The 15,281-nt window shown below is 61.4% G+C and carries 13 protein-coding genes; 7 read left to right on the top strand and 6 right to left on the bottom strand.

Features of this window, described 5'->3' with window-relative positions:
- Positions 1 to 45 precede the first annotated feature (45 nt).
- The gene (gene uvrD / locus AACQ95_RS02225; protein ID WP_241280476.1) at positions 46 to 2,217 is read left to right on the top strand and encodes a DNA helicase II; all 2,172 of its coding nucleotides are present in this window, start codon (positions 46 to 48) and stop codon (positions 2,215 to 2,217) included.
- Between the two features lie 594 nt (positions 2,218 to 2,811).
- Positions 2,812 to 2,967, top strand: coding sequence for a hypothetical protein (locus tag AACQ95_RS02230; protein ID WP_339357749.1), 156 nt, complete (start codon positions 2,812 to 2,814; stop codon positions 2,965 to 2,967).
- Positions 2,968 to 3,255: 288 nt separating this feature from the next.
- Here the strand turns inward: AACQ95_RS02230 and AACQ95_RS02235 are convergent, their stop codons facing one another.
- A complete protein-coding gene (locus AACQ95_RS02235; protein WP_241280477.1) occupies positions 3,256 to 4,200 on the bottom strand; it encodes a transposase in 945 nt (314 codons plus the stop codon).
- Positions 4,201 to 4,381: 181 nt separating this feature from the next.
- Here AACQ95_RS02235 and AACQ95_RS02240 point away from each other — a divergent pair, with 181 nt between their 5' ends.
- Both AACQ95_RS02240 and AACQ95_RS02245 read left to right on the top strand, forming a co-directional pair.
- On the top strand, positions 4,382 to 4,603 hold the full coding sequence (locus AACQ95_RS02240; RefSeq protein ID WP_241280478.1) for a hypothetical protein: 222 nt from the start codon (positions 4,382 to 4,384) through the stop codon (positions 4,601 to 4,603).
- A gap of 374 nt (positions 4,604 to 4,977) precedes the next feature.
- On the top strand, positions 4,978 to 5,478 hold the full coding sequence (locus AACQ95_RS02245; RefSeq protein ID WP_241280479.1) for a DUF1993 domain-containing protein: 501 nt from the start codon (positions 4,978 to 4,980) through the stop codon (positions 5,476 to 5,478).
- A 95-nt stretch (positions 5,479 to 5,573) separates the two neighbouring features.
- Here the strand turns inward: AACQ95_RS02245 and AACQ95_RS02250 are convergent, their stop codons facing one another.
- The 3 genes from AACQ95_RS02250 to AACQ95_RS02260 all read right to left on the bottom strand — a co-directional run bounded on the left by AACQ95_RS02250 (position 5,574) and on the right by AACQ95_RS02260 (position 7,345).
- Entirely contained in the window at positions 5,574 to 6,023 is a 450-nt protein-coding gene (locus AACQ95_RS02250; protein WP_241280480.1) for an SRPBCC family protein, read from the bottom strand.
- Between the two features lie 74 nt (positions 6,024 to 6,097).
- On the bottom strand, positions 6,098 to 6,610 hold the full coding sequence (locus AACQ95_RS02255; protein ID WP_241280481.1) for a cupin domain-containing protein: 513 nt from the start codon (positions 6,608 to 6,610) through the stop codon (positions 6,098 to 6,100).
- A gap of 78 nt (positions 6,611 to 6,688) precedes the next feature.
- Positions 6,689 to 7,345: a DUF3313 domain-containing protein gene (locus AACQ95_RS02260; RefSeq protein ID WP_241280482.1), complete on the bottom strand. Its 657-nt coding sequence runs from the start codon at positions 7,343 to 7,345 to the stop codon at positions 6,689 to 6,691.
- 329 nt (positions 7,346 to 7,674) lie between these two features.
- Here AACQ95_RS02260 and AACQ95_RS02265 point away from each other — a divergent pair, with 329 nt between their 5' ends.
- Positions 7,675 to 8,358 carry a chromophore lyase CpcT/CpeT gene (locus AACQ95_RS02265; protein ID WP_043554599.1) on the top strand — a complete coding sequence of 228 codons (684 nt, stop codon included), beginning with the start codon at positions 7,675 to 7,677 and terminating at the stop codon, positions 8,356 to 8,358.
- An 18-nt stretch (positions 8,359 to 8,376) separates the two neighbouring features.
- On the opposite strand, the gene AACQ95_RS02270 is transcribed toward AACQ95_RS02265, so the two are convergent.
- A complete protein-coding gene (locus AACQ95_RS02270; protein ID WP_241280483.1) occupies positions 8,377 to 9,273 on the bottom strand; it encodes a LysR family transcriptional regulator in 897 nt (298 codons plus the stop codon).
- Positions 9,274 to 9,374: 101 nt separating this feature from the next.
- Between AACQ95_RS02270 and AACQ95_RS02275 the strand changes: the two genes are divergently transcribed.
- Positions 9,375 to 9,995, top strand: coding sequence for a LysE family translocator (locus AACQ95_RS02275; RefSeq protein ID WP_241280484.1), 621 nt, complete (start codon positions 9,375 to 9,377; stop codon positions 9,993 to 9,995).
- Positions 9,996 to 10,106: 111 nt separating this feature from the next.
- Here AACQ95_RS02275 and AACQ95_RS02280 read toward each other — a convergent pair whose 3' ends face one another.
- Positions 10,107 to 11,216: a YeeE/YedE thiosulfate transporter family protein gene (locus tag AACQ95_RS02280; protein WP_241280485.1), complete on the bottom strand. Its 1,110-nt coding sequence runs from the start codon at positions 11,214 to 11,216 to the stop codon at positions 10,107 to 10,109.
- Positions 11,217 to 12,477: 1,261 nt separating this feature from the next.
- On the opposite strand from AACQ95_RS02280, the gene mgtA reads away from it, so the two are divergent.
- Positions 12,478 to 15,240 carry a magnesium-translocating P-type ATPase gene (mgtA, locus tag AACQ95_RS02285; protein WP_098981053.1) on the top strand — a complete coding sequence of 921 codons (2,763 nt, stop codon included), beginning with the start codon at positions 12,478 to 12,480 and terminating at the stop codon, positions 15,238 to 15,240.
- Positions 15,241 to 15,281 lie beyond the last annotated feature (41 nt).

The raw sequence follows: 15,281 nt of genomic DNA on the forward strand, positions 1-15,281 counted from the left end.
CACAGGTCGTATAATCCCCGCCTGTATAAATAAACAGGAGTGGTGATGGACGTTTCAACCCTGCTCGACGGGCTCAACGACAAGCAAAGAGATGCCGTTGCGGCGCCCCGCAGCAACCTGCTGGTGCTGGCCGGCGCCGGCTCGGGCAAGACCCGGGTGCTGGTGCACCGTATTGCCTGGCTGATGCAGGTGGAGCGTTGCTCACCCTTCTCCATCATAGCCGTGACCTTCACCAACAAGGCTGCCGCCGAGATGCGCGGCCGGGTCGAGAAGGTGTTGGGCAGCATGCAGCGCGGCATGTGGATAGGCACCTTCCACGGTATCGCCCACCGTCTGCTGCGGGCCCACCATCTGGATGCCGGTCTGCCGCAGGATTTCCAGATCCTCGATTCAGACGACCAGTACCGTCTCATCCGCCGCGTCATCAAGGCGCTCAACCTGGACGAGAAGCACTGGGCCCCGCGCGCCGTGATGAGCTACATCAACGGCAAGAAGGACGAGGGCTTGCGCCCCGGCGACATCGACCTCTACGGCGACCCCGTCACCCGCACCTATCAGCAGATCTACCAGACCTATCAGGAGACCTGCGATCGCTCCGGGCTGGTGGATTTTGCCGAGCTCTTGCTGCGCGCCCACGAGCTGTGGCTCAACAAGCCCCACATCCTCGAGCACTACCGCGACCGCTTCCAGAATATCCTGGTGGACGAGTTTCAGGATACCAACGGCATCCAGTACGCCTGGCTGCGGATGCTGGCGGGCGACAGCGGCAAGGTGATGATAGTCGGCGACGATGACCAGTCCATCTACGGCTGGCGCGGCGCCAAGATAGAGAACATCCAGCGCTTCCTGACCGATTATCAGGGCGCCGAGACCATACGCCTGGAGCAGAACTACCGCTCCACCGCCAATATCCTGAAAGCGGCCAACTGCGTCATCGCCAACAACTCTGAGCGGCTCGGCAAGGAGCTGTGGACCGAGGGGGCCGAGGGCGAGCCGATTTCGCTGTACGCCGCCTTCAACGAGGTGGACGAAGCCCGCTTCGTGGTCGGTCGTCTCAAAGACTGGAAGGAAAAAGGCGGTCTGCTGGCCGACTGCGCCATCCTCTACCGCTCCAACGCCCAGTCGCGGGTGCTGGAAGAGGCGCTGATGCAGGACGCCATGCCTTACCGCATCTACGGCGGCCTGCGCTTCTTCGAGCGTCAGGAGATCAAGGACGCTATGGCCTACCTGCGTCTGATCAACAACCGTGGCGACGATGCCAGCTTTGAGCGGGTGGTCAACACCCCGACCCGTGGCATAGGCGATCGCACCCTGGAGATACTGCGGGCCAACGCCCGGGATCAGGGGCAGAACCTGTGGCAATCGGCCAAGGGGCTGCTCAACGACAAGGTGCTGACCGGTCGCGCCGGCAACGCTGTGCGCGGCTTCGTCGATCTGCTGGATGCGCTGGAAGAGAAGGTCTCTCTATTGCCGTTGCATCAGCAGGCGGATATCGCCATCCAGTACTCCGGCCTCAAGGCCATGTATCTGGCGGAAAAAGGCGAGAAATCCCAGGCGCGGGTAGAGAACCTGGACGAACTGGTCACCGCCTGCCGCCAGTACCAGCGTCCGGACGAGCTGGAAGACATGAGCGATCTCTCCGCCTTCCTCGCCCATGCGGCGCTGGAATCCGGCGAGAATCAGGCGGACGAATATGCCGATGCGGTGCAGCTGATGACCTTGCACAGCGCCAAGGGGCTGGAGTTCCCGCTGGTGCTACTGGTCGGCGTCGAGGAGGGGATGTTCCCCAGCCCGCAATCCACCGAGGAGTCGGGCCGCTTGGAAGAGGAGCGCCGCCTCTGTTACGTGGGCATGACCCGCGCCATGGAGAAGCTCTACATCTGTTATGCCGAGAGCCGCCGCATCTATGGCCGCGAAATGCAGCACAGCGTGAGCCGCTTTATCCGCGAAATCCCCGCCGAGTGTCTGGAAGAGATCCGGCTACGCACTCAGGTCAGCCGCCCCACCCAGTACGGCCGCTTTAGCCAGAACGAGGTGCAGCAGAGCTTCGACGCCAGCGGCATCACGCTCGGCCAGCGGGTGCTGCATCCGAAATTCGGGGAAGGCATAGTGCTCAACTTCGAAGGGGTCGGCCAGCAGAGCCGGGTGCAGATCCAATTCGACGACGTCGGCGCCAAGTGGCTGGTGACGGCGTATGCCAGACTGGAAGCGCTCTGATTTCTTTTGTTTTTTGATGTAACCAACCCGGCTTAGGCCGGGTTGGTTTTATTAAATCTGGGACACCTATTAAATCTGGGACACCCATCTTTCTGAGTAAGCCGTAGCTAGGTTGGTGATGATTGGCTCGGGGGCTGGTAAATCTGGGACACCCATCTTTCTGAGTAAGTCGTAGCCAGGCTGGTGATGAGGTGATGGATGGCTCGGTGGCAGGAGCGGGAGCGACAAGGTGACTGTTCTGGCCTTTAAAGCCTTTAACGCCAAAATCTGGGACACCCACCTTTCTGAGTAAGCCGTAGCCAGGTTGGTGATGAGGTGATGATTGGCTCGGGGGCTGGATCGGGAGCGACAAGGTGACGGTGCTGGCTTTTAAAGCCTCTTGTTCAGGCAGGAAAATCTAGGACACCCACCTTTCTGAGTAAGCCGTAGCCAGGCTGGTGATGAGGTGATAATTGGCTCGGGGGCTGGAGCGGGAGCGACAAGGTGACGGTTCTGGCCTTTAAAGCCTCTTGTTCAGGCATGCGTCATGCCCTGCATCGGATGACATGCCGGGGTGTGATATGAAGCGGGACTAGCGATTCAAAGAGGCGGCTGGTGACATCGCCGCTGGCCGCAGTGCTGCGCGAACAGCTGGCAATGTTCCCTGTCACCCACGGCTCTGATGCCTTGCCGCCGAAACATCGTCACTTGTCGCAACCATTGCGCGGTATCAAGGCCAAGTCGTTGCAGGATGGGGGCAAGGTGAGCTGAAATATGGCCCCGTTTGTCGGTTCTGATGGCTCGTCCTGTCCAGTCGACCAGCATCAGGTAGTCGGTAAAGAGGTAGGGCAGGCCATCACTTCTGTTGGAGAAAAATCTGGGACACCCACCTTTCTGAGTAAGCCGTAGCCAGGCTGGTGATGAGGTGATGGTTGGCTCGGTGGCTGGAGCGGGAGCGACAAGGTGACGGTTCTGGCCTTTAAAGCCTCTTGTTCAGGCATGCGTCATGCCCGGCATCGGATGACATGCCGGGGTGTGATATGAAGCGGGACTCGCGATTCAAAGAGGCGGCTGGTGACATCGTTGCTGGCCGCAGTGCTGTGCGAACAGTTGGCAATGTTCCCTGTCACCCACGGCTCTGATGCCTTGCCGCCGAAACAGCGTCACTTGTCGCAACCATTGCGCAGTATCAAGGCCAAGTCGTTGCAGGATGGGAGCAAGGTGAGCCGCAATATGGCCCCGTTTGTCGGTTCTGACGGCTCGCCCTGTCCAGTCGACCAGCGCCAGGTAGTCGGTAAAGAGGTAGGGCAGGCCATCACTTCTACTGGAGAACGGCAGCAACAGAGGTGGCAATGGTGCTGCGGGTTGTTGGTCAGCGAGGCGCTGTTTGATGCTGGTGTAATCGCTCTCTTCCGGTCTGTCGGCAATCGCTGCCCGTATCGGATTGAGGTCAACGTAGGCCATGCAGGCCAGCAGGGCTGACTCGGTGAGCAAGGCCTGACTTTTGAAGCGCCCTTCCCAGAAATGGCCCTTGCAACCATCTTCCAGATTGGCCTGGCGGGCCAGGTTTTCATTGAGCAGCCGAACGAACCAGCTGATGGAATGCAGCCGCTCACGCCATTGGGCTATCAGCTGTTGTATGACCATAAGTTCCGGTTCAATCAGGGATTCCCCCTGATACCAGCGCCGCACCAGCAGGGGCCATTGAAACAGTGCCGCCCAACGCTCGGCTATCTCCCGCTCGTTCCAGTTGGTGGCCGTATCAGGCTCAACCTTGAGCACCAGGTGGTAGTGATTGTTCATCACCGCATAAGCGCAGACGCCGATGGCAAACAGTCGCGACAGTTGGCTCAGCTTGTCGACCACCCACTGGCGTCTGTGTTCGTAACTCTGGCCGGAATGGGCATCTTCGCCGCACAAGAAGGCCCGCCGCACGCAGCGACTGACCACATGGTAATAAGGCGTATCTTGCAGACTGATTTGACGGGAACGGGCAATGGTCATGGCAACCTCCTGCGATATCCCTTTCAGTCAAGAACAGAGGTAAAGCGCTGTCAAAAAGGTGGGTGTCCCAATATGCCTCTCCCAATATGCCTCCCAATATGCCCTGACCGCTTTCCCCACCCATGGCCGCACTATGCCAAGCTGAGTGGGATGCTGAATAACGGAGTAGCCGGAGGGGCTCATGTCACCGCTGCAACTGATCGATGACCTGTTAGATTTTATCGACTGTATTACCGACTTCCCGCGCTACTGGCGCGTCTATGTGGGGATCGCGGCTACCACATCTGCCGGCATGGCGGTCGCCAATCTGGTTGATTCGCCCGAAAAGTGGGGGTCGCTCTACTGGGTGATCGGGATAGTTGGCGTGGGGCTGACGATCTTCTGGCAACACACCTCTCGCTGACTGCCACCTCTTGTCGCTTGGCGTGTTACTCCTCGGCCTTTTTGCTGCCATTGACTCGAGCCGCAAAGGGGAAGTGCTTATATTGAAAGCCGCTCAACCGGGCTGCTTTTTCAACAAGATGGAGAGTGTTTACCATGAGTCGCGACATTACCGCCCAGTTCATCAATGAGCTAAATCTGGGACACCCATCTTTCTGAGTAAGCCGTAGCCAAGTTGGTGATGAGTAAAAGATGGGTGTCCCAATATGCACCCAATATGCCCTTGTCGATGGCCATACCTTGTCGCGGCGGTTGTGGGGTGGGGGTGATACTGCGGGGGGATGCGCTATAGTGGGGCGGCTCGTTTAACTGCCTTCAACCAACCGAGAACGCACCATGAACCGTGATATTGCTGCCCAGTTTATCAAGATGCTGACCAACCTCGACCTGTGCCTGGCCAAGGCCGCCGCCCATGCCGAGGCGAAGCAGTTCAATGTGGAGAACTTCTTCGGCGATCGGCTGATCGTCGACATGCTGCCGCTCAGCAAACAGGTGCTGATCTGCTGCGATTCGGCCCGCGCCTGTGTCGCCACCTCCAGCCATGGCGAGCAGCCCGTGATGGGGGATGAGCCCAGGACCATGGCGGATCTGCGTGCCCATATCACCAAGAGCATCGCCTTTTTGCAGAGCAAGCTGGATGCCGATTTCAGCCAGTTCGAGAGCGGTCGCTACGTCCCCCACTGGGCGGGTGGCAAGGGGATGGATGGCCATACCTGCGTCCATGAATACGCCATCCCCAACTTCTATTTCCACCTCACCATGACCTATGCCCTGCTGCGCCGGGCCGGGGTCGATCTCGGCAAGCGGGACTATCTGGGCGGGTTGAACCTGCAATAAGTCTCAGGGTTGCCAGAATGCAGAGAGCCTGCCAGGTGGCAGGCTCTCTTTTTTGGGCTGGCCGACGCGCGCAACCCGCTCGGGCCCGTGCCTGGCTACTCCGCCGGGATCTCGGGTTCGACCAGGGCGGCCAGCTGGGTCAGGGACTCCTGCCAGCCGAGATAGCACATCTCCACCGGTATGACCTCTGGGATCCCGGCCTGCTCTATGGCAAGCTCGGTACCGCAGAGCACACCGGTCAGGCTGATGGTGACATGCATCACCCCTGGCAGGTTGGGGTCGTCGAAGCTGTCGGTGTAGCGGATGCGCTTGCCGGGTTCGAGCTCGAGGTACTCGCCGCCGAAGGCGTGGCTGTGGCCCGTGCCGAAGTTGGTGAACGCCATCCGGAAGTGGCCGCCTACCCTGGCTTCCAGCTGCGCCACCCGGCAGGTGAAGCCGTGGGGCGGCAGCCACTTGGCCAGCGCATCCGCTTCGATAAAGGCCCGATAGACCCGCATCGGTGGCGCCTTGAGCACCCTGTGCAGTCGTACTGTTCCCGTCGTCATGGTCAACTCCTCCTGATTGAGATCCGCATCAAGGATAGTCGTCAGCGCTGGGTCATTCCGGTATGAGCGCCGGATCAGAAGGGGCCGTTACTCTCGCGCAGCCGGTCTGGCAGGCCGTCGTGATCGCCCATGTCGCGGGCGGGCACCTCGTCCCAGTGGCGCTTGCCGATCTGGCGGTTGTACTCGGGGTGCAGGGCGTAGTGGATGCGGTTGTCGGCGCGATCCCTGTCCCCCACGCAGAGCAGCCGCACCGGCTCATCCGTGTTGTTGATAAAGGTGTGGGCCAGCCCGTCACCGGCCTTGAAACCCACCGAATCGCCCGGTTGCAGTCGATGGAGCACCCCATCGAGCCAGACATCCGGTGTCCCTTCCAGCACGTGGACGAACTCGTCCTCGGTCTCTTCGGCGTGGGGCCAGCTGGTGCGGTGGCCTGGCTCGACCAGCTCGTGGTGAATGCCGATGCGGCTGAAGCCAAAGTGCCTGCCGAGAGCGCTGCCGCGCGACATGCGCTCCTCACTGCCTGGGTAACATCCCGGCTCAGGCTCTTGCAGCTCGCGCCAGTGTTTGATGCTGGGGTGACGGTTCATGACGACTCCTTGTCACTGAAAGGGGAAATAACCGGCCCCGTCCGCTGGGCGCACGGGGCCTGGATGTGGCAAGCCGGACTAGCGGCCCAGATTGTCGGCCAGCTGTTTGGCGCGGCTGGCGGCCCACTGATCGATCATCTTCTCCATCTCGCCGGCCGTGATAGGGGAGTCCTTGTGGGCGGTATCCGGGCTCTCGCGCGCATCCATCACCCGCACCAGCAGCTTGCCGCTTTGGGAGTCGAGCAACTGGGCCATGCTGCCCACCTTGAGCAGGTAGGGCTCCTTGCCGATCACTTCGCGGGTGACGTTGATGGCGATCTTGGCGGGCAGCAGATCCCGCAGTTTGGGGTCGGGGCGGGTCAGATCGAAGTTGGTGATGGCGGCCTGCACCCGCATCACGCCGGGGCCGGGGGTGGTGGCGATCTGCACGCCCTGGCTGACCAGTTCGCGCTGGAAGGTGGCATGGTAGTAGCGGCCGATGTCGTTCTGCTCGTTGGCGGTCAGCAGATACCAGTGGCCGTTCTCCTGGCGGATGAACTGTAGCGGGTCGAGCAGCACCTGATGGTACTGGCGCAGATCCACGCCGGGCTCCTTGTAGACGCGCTGGTTGGGGTTGCTTTCGCTCGGTTGAAAGGCCGCCAGCGGGATCGCCTGCAACCCCTGCGATACCTGATTCTTCACTGCGCAGCCACCCAACAGTATGGCCACCATGCCTGCGATTACGGATCTCTTCATCTTTGCTCCTGATATGCATGACCTTTGCATCCGATGCGCAAGGCGCTGCAAGAGAAATAACCGATTCAAAGAGCGCCCACAAGAGGAGGCTGTGGCCCGTTCAGCCGTCATCCAAGTTATCGGCAGGTAGGCCTCGTTTGCCGCTGGCTGGGTGGGGTGGTTGCCTCTGCGCCGGCAGGTGACGGGGCCATGGAACCCGGCGCCGCCGTCACTTCCTTTCGCTAACACTGTGATTTTTCAATGGATCGGCAAGGATTTGATCAAGATTGCGGTTATTGCGGCCATTCGCTCATATAATCGCCGCCATGAAAATGATTCGGAAGGATTCGATGGTCACGCTGATGGCGGCCCTGTGCGGGCTGCTCTGCACCTGCCTGGTATGGGCGGCGCCCGCCCCCTTTGTCACCATCCCGACCGGCCCGTCAGCGGCCAGGGCGACGACGGCTCAGGTCAGCATGGAACCGCTGCTCTCCTGGTTCACCGGCGAGTTCTCCAGCCGCGAGCAGGCCAGTTATGACACCCGTTTCACCAGCGCCGAGCTGCGGCTGGTGGAGATCTGGCCCGGCTACAAGGGCTTTCGCTGGGTCTATGCCGAGCAGTTCCTGACCGAGCGGGCGGTGCGCCCCTTTCGCCAGCGTATCTACCGTTTCTCTCCCGTCCCCGATGGCCGCATCCTGATGGCCGAACTGACCATGCCCAGAGCCGTCGACTTCGCTGGGGCCTGGCGCGACCCCAGTCTGCTGAACTCCCTCACCCCGCAACAGCTCTCCCTGCGTCAGGGCTGCGAGATCTGGCTGACCCGCCAACCCTCGGGGGAGTACGCGGGCCACAGCAAGGTCGGCAGCTGCTCCACCAATTTCGGCGGCGCCAGTACTCTGGTGCAGTACCTCTGGATCGGCCCCGACAGCGTCAGGCTGCTGGACAGGGCCTACGACAACGAGGCCCATCAGCGCTGGGGCAGCCCGGGCGAGGGTTATGTCTATCTGCGCAAGGCGACGCTGCGCGGGGAGTAACCCGGTCTGGCCTGCCTCTCAGGCGGGCAGATCCAGCTCATGACGGTGGTCGCTGAGGTAATCGATCAGCAGCCGCAGGCGCAGCGGCATGGGCTCTCTGGCCGGATAGAGCAGGTTGACCGGGCGCGGGGCGGGCAGGGCATCCGGCAGTATCTCCAGCAGGGCGCCGCTGGCCAGCTCCTGGCTCAGCAGGGCCCTGGGTTGCAGCACTATGCCCGCATGATTCAGGGCCGCCACCTTGAGGGCGCTGCCATGGTTGCTGATGAACTGGCTGTCCCACAGGTGCAGATGTTCGAGGGGAAACTCCTCGGCCAGGCTCGACTGCGTCAGCCAGGGGGTGAAACCCAGGCAGCGGTGACGGGCCAGATCCGCTAGTTCGAGCGGAGTGCCGTGGCGTTGCAGGTAGTGTGGCGAGGCACAGAAGACCGAGGCCGAGCTGGTCAGTGGGCGGGCTATGTAGGCGGCATCCTTGGGAGTGCCGACCCGAAAGATGAGGTCGAAGCCGTCGCCGATCACATCGACCAGCCGATCGCAGAGATCCAGTTCGATGCGGATCTGCGGGTACTGCGCCATGAAGCGGCACAGCAAGGGGGTCAGCCGATAGCTGCCGAAGGTGATGGGGGCATTGATGCGGATCTTGCCCGCTGCCTGACCCGTGTGGGCCCGGGTGTTCTGCTCCAGCTCCCGGTAGTGTTGCAGCAGGTTCTGGCAACCACCGAGGTACTCTCTGCCCGCCTCGGTCAGGCTCTGGCAGCGGGTGTTGCGGTTGAGCAGGCGGGAACCCACCCTGGCCTCCAGCCACTTGATGTATTTGCCGATCATGGCCGGCGTCATCTCGAATCGCTCCGCCACGGCACTGAAGCTGCCTGCGCGGGCGACCTCGACGAAGATCTCGATGGCGGTCAGACGATCCACTCTAAACTCCTGGTTTATAAAGCCGAGCGCCACTATGTCTGGCTGGCGAAGAGGCTGTCAATATACTGGGCGGCACTTGCACGACGATGGAATACCCTGTGATGAGCCTCGAATATTACGCCCTCTACCTGCTGCTCGCCGTGGGGACTGTGCTCAGTCCCGGCCCGGCGGTGATCTACACCATAGGCAACACCCTGACCCGGGGAACCCGCCACGCCATCGCCGGCTTTGTCGGGGTGGCGGTGGGGATATTGATGGTGGCGACCCTGGCCTCGCTGGCGGTGCTCTGGTTTACCCACTGGCTGGCCTGGGGGCAGCAGATCCTCACCCTGGGGGGCGCCTTCTATCTGCTCTATCTGGGGGTGAACTCCTGGCGTCAGCGCGCGGTCAGCCCGGTCGTGGGTGCCTCGACCGATCGGGATTGCGGCCGCAGTTTCGCCAAGGGGGCGCTCATCAGCCTGCTCAATCCCAAGGCGATCATTTTCTTCACCAGCCTGTTTCCCCAGTTCATCGATTTTCGTCAGGGGGCGCTGGGCCAGTGCATGCTGCTGGCGCTGACCTTCAGTGCCGTAGTGCTGGTGGTGCATGGGGGCTACTGTCTGGTGTTTCGCTGGGTGGGCATGCAGGGATATGGCGAGCGCTTCGCCAGGGGGATCAACCGGATGTCGGCCGTGATGTTCACCGGCTTCGCGATCCTGCTGCTGATCAGGGCGCTGGGTTGAGGTAAAAGGGGGGGCCTGGCGGGACTTGGCCCGCTCTGCAGTCATCGGGCCGGGATATAAGGAAAGGTATTTTGACGGGATGGCGCCCTTGTGCGCCATCCCGTTATGCCATCAGAGCTTGAACAGCGGGCGCAGGCGGATGCCGATTAGGCTGCCGGCCAGGGCCATCAGCATCCAGACCCAGCCGTGCAGGCTGCCCGATGCCGTGCCATCGAAGAAGCCACCCAGGTTGCAGGCGCTGTACATGGCGCCCATCCCCATCAGCAGGCCGCCGAGGATGGAGGCTAGGCTGTTGCCGAGTCGCATCGGGGCGAAGTTGCCGCCACCGCTGATGCAGCGCGCCAGCATGGCCCCCAGGATCCCCAGCCAGAACATGCCGACCATGGGATTGATGAAGAGTGGCTGAGCCAGTTTCGGGTTCCCCTCGAACAGGCCGAACAAAGAGGCGCCGCGCAGCGCCATGTCATAGACGGCGCCCGTGATGGTCCAGGCAGAGCCGTGCAGGGCCACCACGCTGGAGTTGAGCAGGGCGATCAGGATGCCGCCGGTCAGCACGGTGAAGCGGCCGTCGCGCCAGAACAGGTTGCCACCGCTGAAGAGGGGCTTGAGCTCGCCGGTTCGCTTTAGTTCGCTGTTGCGAAACAGCAGGAAGAGCACGGCGACCAGCGCCAGGTTGAGCAGCATGCCGCTCCAGATATTGCCGGTCAGATCCTTGGCCAGCACCACATGGCTGGAGAAGGTGGCATCCAGCATGGGGCGGAACTGGTTGCTGATCAGGGTGCCTATGCCGTAGCAGAGCAGCACCAGCCAGAAGCGGGGTTGCCCCTCGCCGCAGCAGTAGAGGGTGCCGGTGGCGCAGACGCCCGCCAGCTGCATGCCGATGCCGAACAGGAAGGCGCCGACGATGAAGGGAATGCCGATGGCCATCACGTTGCCCACCATGGCATCGCCAAACAGGGCGTGACTAAAGGAGAGGAAGCAGGTGAACAGCAGGATTTCGATGGCGATGGTGAGCAGGTGAACCCGCACATAGTAGCTGTTGCGCTTGGTCAGCATTTCGCGCCAACCGAATACGATGCCGAAGCGGCTGAAGGAGAGGGTGAAGCCGAAGCCGAATCCGATCAGGGCCATCAGGGCCCATTTCATACCAAAGGTGTTGCCGAGCCAGAGTAACGCTCCCCCCGCGAGTGCCACGATGGGGAGCGACCATTTTCGATTCATGTTGTTGTTTCCTGTGCGTCATGAGTGAGTGAAGCCGTGCATCCTATTCCCACATTGAGTCCGATTCCAGCGCGGATCCGCGCCTGTGACGGAAAATGAAAGCAAAACCCCATCCAGATCAATTCCTGGCAAGGACCCCTGGCGAAATGAGGATGAATCTATTTCAGGCTCTGAAAATAATGATGTGGCGAGTGTGAAACTAATTAAATTGAAAAAGATGAATTTAAATTTTGCGCCGTCGAATGCTTTTGGGTAGAATCTCGGCGTGTTATCAACAGATGGAAGGATATTATGGAAAGCGACAGTTGTAGCCGATTGCAAATCGCGATGTGGGCTTACCAGAGCTGAGGTTGATATCCTGTCTTCCCCCTCACTCTGATCGCTCAGAGTGCAGCATCTATATGAGTCACCTTCGACTCTCACAACCGCTTAATCCCGGCCTTCATCAGGGATTGCCGTTGTAAATCTGGATTGTTCCGCTCACCTGCGAGCCATGCCGCCTCGCGACCCCTGCAATTGAACGCTTCATCATGCGCCCCGGGTGCTGCCCGTCAGGGCCGCCACAGCGTCGGATCCGTGCATCCGTGCCGTGGCCGGGAAGTGATCGAGCGTAAAATAACAAGATGGACAATACCATATTGAAAACGGATTCGTTTTCGATAGGACAGGTTGCGAAATAAAATAATCAACGTGATTGCTCAATATATTTCGGTCGTAACCAGGGTTACGCCGTAATATTTCCATGGGGTGCGGTTTTCTCCGTTATTTTCACCCGCCCGGCATCGCTGATATTATTACCTGCCCAGCATCCAGTTATTTCAAGCTGTCGTTATCCTTATTTCCTTTATGGGTGTATGCCGCCCTGGTGGCGGGATCACCGGACTCATCCGCCGATAATGCAGACCCGCGGGTCATGCCCGCCAGCGACAGTGCATCTGGCTGTCAGTGGCCGCGCCCGACTCTCTCCACCCCACTCGGAGGATATCCCATGACCGAAGAGCCCAAGCCTCGACCCTCGGGGTCCACGCCTCCCCACGCCTGATCCCCCTGCGGGTAACAGGATGCGGAGTCCTGATCCCTGATAGCCCCTACCTGCTGGCAAGCTTGCCCGACAGACACGCCGTCTGGCGGCATGTCCTGCGGGCGGCGCCATGCCGCGCCTGCGCCAGCCGGGGGCCCATTGCCTGTCTCACATCAGTACTGACGCCTGGCCTGGCCCGCGACAGGGCCTTGCTGCAAGCGAAAATCAGGATAAAGAGTTATGAAGCAACAACATACCGCCAGCCGGCACAAGCAGCAGGGATTCGTGTCCCCGGGCCGTGCCAATGAGAAGCTCTCCTCCCGGGTGCTCGACGAGGCCGACAAGTCTCTCGAGTACACCCTCACAGCCGTGCGCGGCAATATCGACGGCCTGACCTCGACCGAGGCGGCCAACCGTCTGGTCCAGTTCGGCCCCAACGAGGTGACCCACGACAAGCCGCCCCATCCGCTGATCCAGCTGATGCAGGCGTTCAAGAACCCCTTCGTGATGGTGCTGATCGTGCTCGGACTGGTCAGCTACGTGATGGACGTGCTGATGGCCGAGCCGGGTGACGAGGATTGGGTCAAGGTGATCATCCTCGGCGTCATGGTCAGCCTGAGCGGCCTGCTCCGCTTCTGGCAGGAGTACCGCTCGGCCAAGGCGGCCGAAACCCTCAAGTCACTGGTGCGCAACACCGCTACCGTGCAGCGCCGCCCTTCGCCGGGAGCCCCCTCCCTGCGCAAGGAGGTGGCGATGGTCGAGCTGGTGGCCGGTGACATAGTGCACCTGCAGGCGGGGGACATGATCCCGGCCGACATCAAGCTGATCGAATCCCGCGATCTCTTCATCAGTCAGGCGGTGCTGACCGGCGAGGCCCTGCCGGTGGAGAAATACGACACCCTGGGGGCCGTGGCCGAGAAGTCGGCGGACGGCAGCAGCACGGGGGAGGTGGGCCTGCTCGACCTGCCCAACATCTGCTTCATGGGCACCAACGTGGTCAGCGGCACCGCCAAGGCGGTGGTGGTGGCGACCGGCAGTGACACCTACTTCGGTTCGCTGGCCCGCAACGTGGTGAGCCACAAGCGCATCGAAACCAGCTTCGATCGCGGCGTGAACAGCGTCACCAGGCTGCTGATCCGCTTCATGCTGGTGATGGTGCCCGTGGTCTTCATGCTGAGCGGCGTCAGCAGCGGTGACTGGATGTCGGCGCTGACCTTCGCGCTGGCGGTGGCGGTGGGGCTGACCCCGGAGATGCTGCCCATGATAGTCTCCGCCAACCTGGCGCGGGGCGCCGTGGCCATGGCCAAGCGCAAGGTGGTGGTCAAGCGGCTCAACTCGGTGCAGAACTTTGGCGCCATGGACGTGCTCTGCACCGACAAGACAGGCACTCTGACCCAGGACAAGATCATCCTGGAGCACCACTACGACGTGCGCGGCAGCCGGGACGACAGGATACTGCAGCTGGCCTGGCTCAACAGCCATCACCAGAGCGGCATGAAGAACCTGATGGACATAGCCGTGATCGAGCACGCCGATGCGCTGGGAGCGGGCTGCAAGCCGGCTGGCTACAGCAAGGTGGATGAGCTGCCGTTCGACTTCGTGCGCCGCCGCCTGTCGGTGATAGTGCAGGATGAGAGTGGCCAGCAGCTGATGGTCTCCAAGGGGGCGGTCGAGGAGATGCTCTCTGTCTCCAGCCACATCGACGACGGCAAGCAGATCCGCGAGCTGGATGAGATTGAGCGCCGTGCCCTGCTGCGCCGCAGCGAGGAGTACAACGCCGACGGTTATCGGGTGCTGATAGTGGCGACCCGCGATATCCCGGCTGCCGAGTGCAAGCAGAGCTACCGCACCAGTGACGAGGTCAAGCTGGTGGTGCGCGGTTTCCTCACCTTCTTCGATCCGCCCAAGGATTCGGCCGCTCCGGCCATACGTGCGCTGAACGACTACGGCGTGGCGGTCAAGGTGCTGACCGGCGACAACCCCATCATCACCAGCAAGGTGTGTCGCGATGTGGGGCTGAACCCGGGGGTGCCCCTGCTCGGCAAGGACATAGAGGTGATGGACGACGTGGCCCTGTGCACAGTCGTCAAGCACACCACCATCTTCGCCAAGCTCACCCCGCTGCAGAAGTCGCGGGTGGTGAAGGCGTTGCAGGCCAACGGCAACACGGTCGGTTTCCTCGGTGACGGCATCAACGACGCCCCGGCGTTGCGGGATGCGGACGTGGGGATCTCGGTGGACAGCGGTGCGGACATCGCCAAGGAGACGGCCGACATCATCCTGCTGGAGAAGAGCCTGATGGTGCTGGAAGAGGGGGTGGTCAAGGGACGCGAGACCTTCGGCAACATCCTCAAGTACCTCAACATGACCGCCAGCTCCAACTTTGGCAACGTCTTCTCCGTACTGGTCGCCTCCGCCTGGCTGCCCTGGGCGCCCATGCTGGCGATGCAGATGCTGATCCAGAACCTGGTGTATGACGTCTCCCAGATGCTGCTGCCCTGGGACAAGATGGATCCCGAGTTCCTCAAGCGTCCGCGCAAGTGGGAGGCCAGCAACATCAAGCGCTTCATGCTCTGGCTGGGCCCGACCTCCTCGGTGTTCGACATCAGCACCTTCTGCCTGATGTGGTTCGTGTTCGGAGCCGGCGCCATGTATGCCACCGCCAACGGCAGCATGGATCCCCTGGTCAACGGTCAGGCCATCATGAACTCGGGCTGGTTCATCGAGGGGCTGGTCTCCCAGACCCTGGTGGTGCACATGCTGCGAACCCGCAAGATCCCCTTCCTGCAGAGTACGGCCACCCTGCCGGTGCTGTTGTCGACCTCCATCGCCATCGCCATCGGCTGCTACCTGCCGTTCTCGCCGCTGGCGGAGCACTTCGGCTTCATCACATTGGAAGCGCCCAAGTACTTCATGTGGCTGGTGATCACCATGCTGGCCTACATGGGGCTGACCCAGGCGATCAAGACCATCTACATCAAGCGCCACGGTCAGTGGTTCTGACGGGATAAGCCTGGCCATCAGGCACCAGCGTCAGTGGTGCC

Source organism: Aeromonas sp. MR19 (assembly GCF_963899305.1).
GTDB classification, from domain to species: domain Bacteria; phylum Pseudomonadota; class Gammaproteobacteria; order Enterobacterales; family Aeromonadaceae; genus Aeromonas; species Aeromonas bestiarum.